Here is a 1,098-nt window from a genome sequence, read left to right as displayed (position 1 = left end):
CACTTGTGCGCCCAGCATGGGCGCCATCCTAGAGGTGAAAGTCCTCTCTTGAGCTGGCCACAGCGAATGAAGCGAAGCGCAACTGCATGAGGGTGACCGAGTGTGGGAAGGAAGCGTGGAGCGTAAACCGCGAGCCGAGGTACACGAACCGCATCTGAGGCGTCACCGGTCAGGGCGAGCAGCCAAGTGACTGCGAAGCTCTTGTGGCCAAAGTGCCGGGGACGTAAATGCGGCGGTTGTGCGGTGAAGGATGGCGTTCTTACCTGGGGAGATCTCGCCTCATGCCTGAAAGGGCGACGGCGCAAGCCGGAGCGAGAAGTCAGCAGAGGCCGTAGTAGCTGCGTTGCAGCGAAGGGCCAAACGAGAAGGAGTGAGGTTCACCATGGCGATACAACAGGCCTTGCATCAGATGCCCGGGAAACCGGGGCGGGACGCAGCTGCGACGGGTGAAACCCGGCGCGAAGCGTCCAGCGATGAAGCTGGTTGTCCGCGCCATGACCTGAATCGCATGGGGTCAGGGCTTCTGCAAGAAGTCCTGACAAGAGAGAACCTGCAACTGGCGCTCAAGCGAGTTCGATCGAATAAAGGTGCTGCGGGCGTCGACGGTCTTGGGATCGATGAGACGGTCAAGCATCTGAAAACGGCCTGGCCCGTGATACGGGCGCAGTTGCTGGCGGGGACGTACCGGCCAAGCCCGGTGCGCAGAGTTCTGATCCCCAAGCCGGAGGGTGGCGAGCGCAAGCTGGGCATTCCGACGGTGACGGACAGACTGATCCAACAGGCGCTTTTACAGGTTTTGCAGCCTCTGTTGGACCCGGGATTCAGTGATCATAGCTATGGTTTTCGTCCCGGTCGCAGCGCTCACCAAGCGGTACTGGCGGCGCAGCAATACATTCACTCGGGGCGGGACATTGTGGTGGACGTCGATCTGGAGCAGTTCTTCGATCGCGTTGATCATGACCTGTTGATCGCCCGACTGAGCAGGAAGGTAATCGACCGAGACGTCCTGCGTCTGGTCCGGGCCTATCTGAACAGCGGGACGTTGATCGACGGTGTAGTGGTAGCCAGTGAACGAGGGACGCCGCAAGGCGGCCCACT

Annotated in this window: 1 protein-coding gene; it reads left to right on the top strand. The window is 60.7% G+C overall.

Translation table 11 applies throughout. From position 1 onward, the window contains the following. Nucleotides 1–382: 382 nt before the first annotated feature. Nucleotides 383–1,098 (top strand): reverse transcriptase domain-containing protein (locus J2Y56_RS28370; protein WP_310354126.1); only part of this gene is annotated, 716 nt, incomplete at its 3' end.

It is taken from the genome of Pseudomonas sp. BE134 (genome assembly GCF_031456105.1).
Lineage (GTDB): Bacteria > Pseudomonadota > Gammaproteobacteria > Pseudomonadales > Pseudomonadaceae > Aquipseudomonas.
Note: the sequence above shows the minus strand (reverse complement) of the source record. Positions and strands in the feature narration are given on the sequence as shown.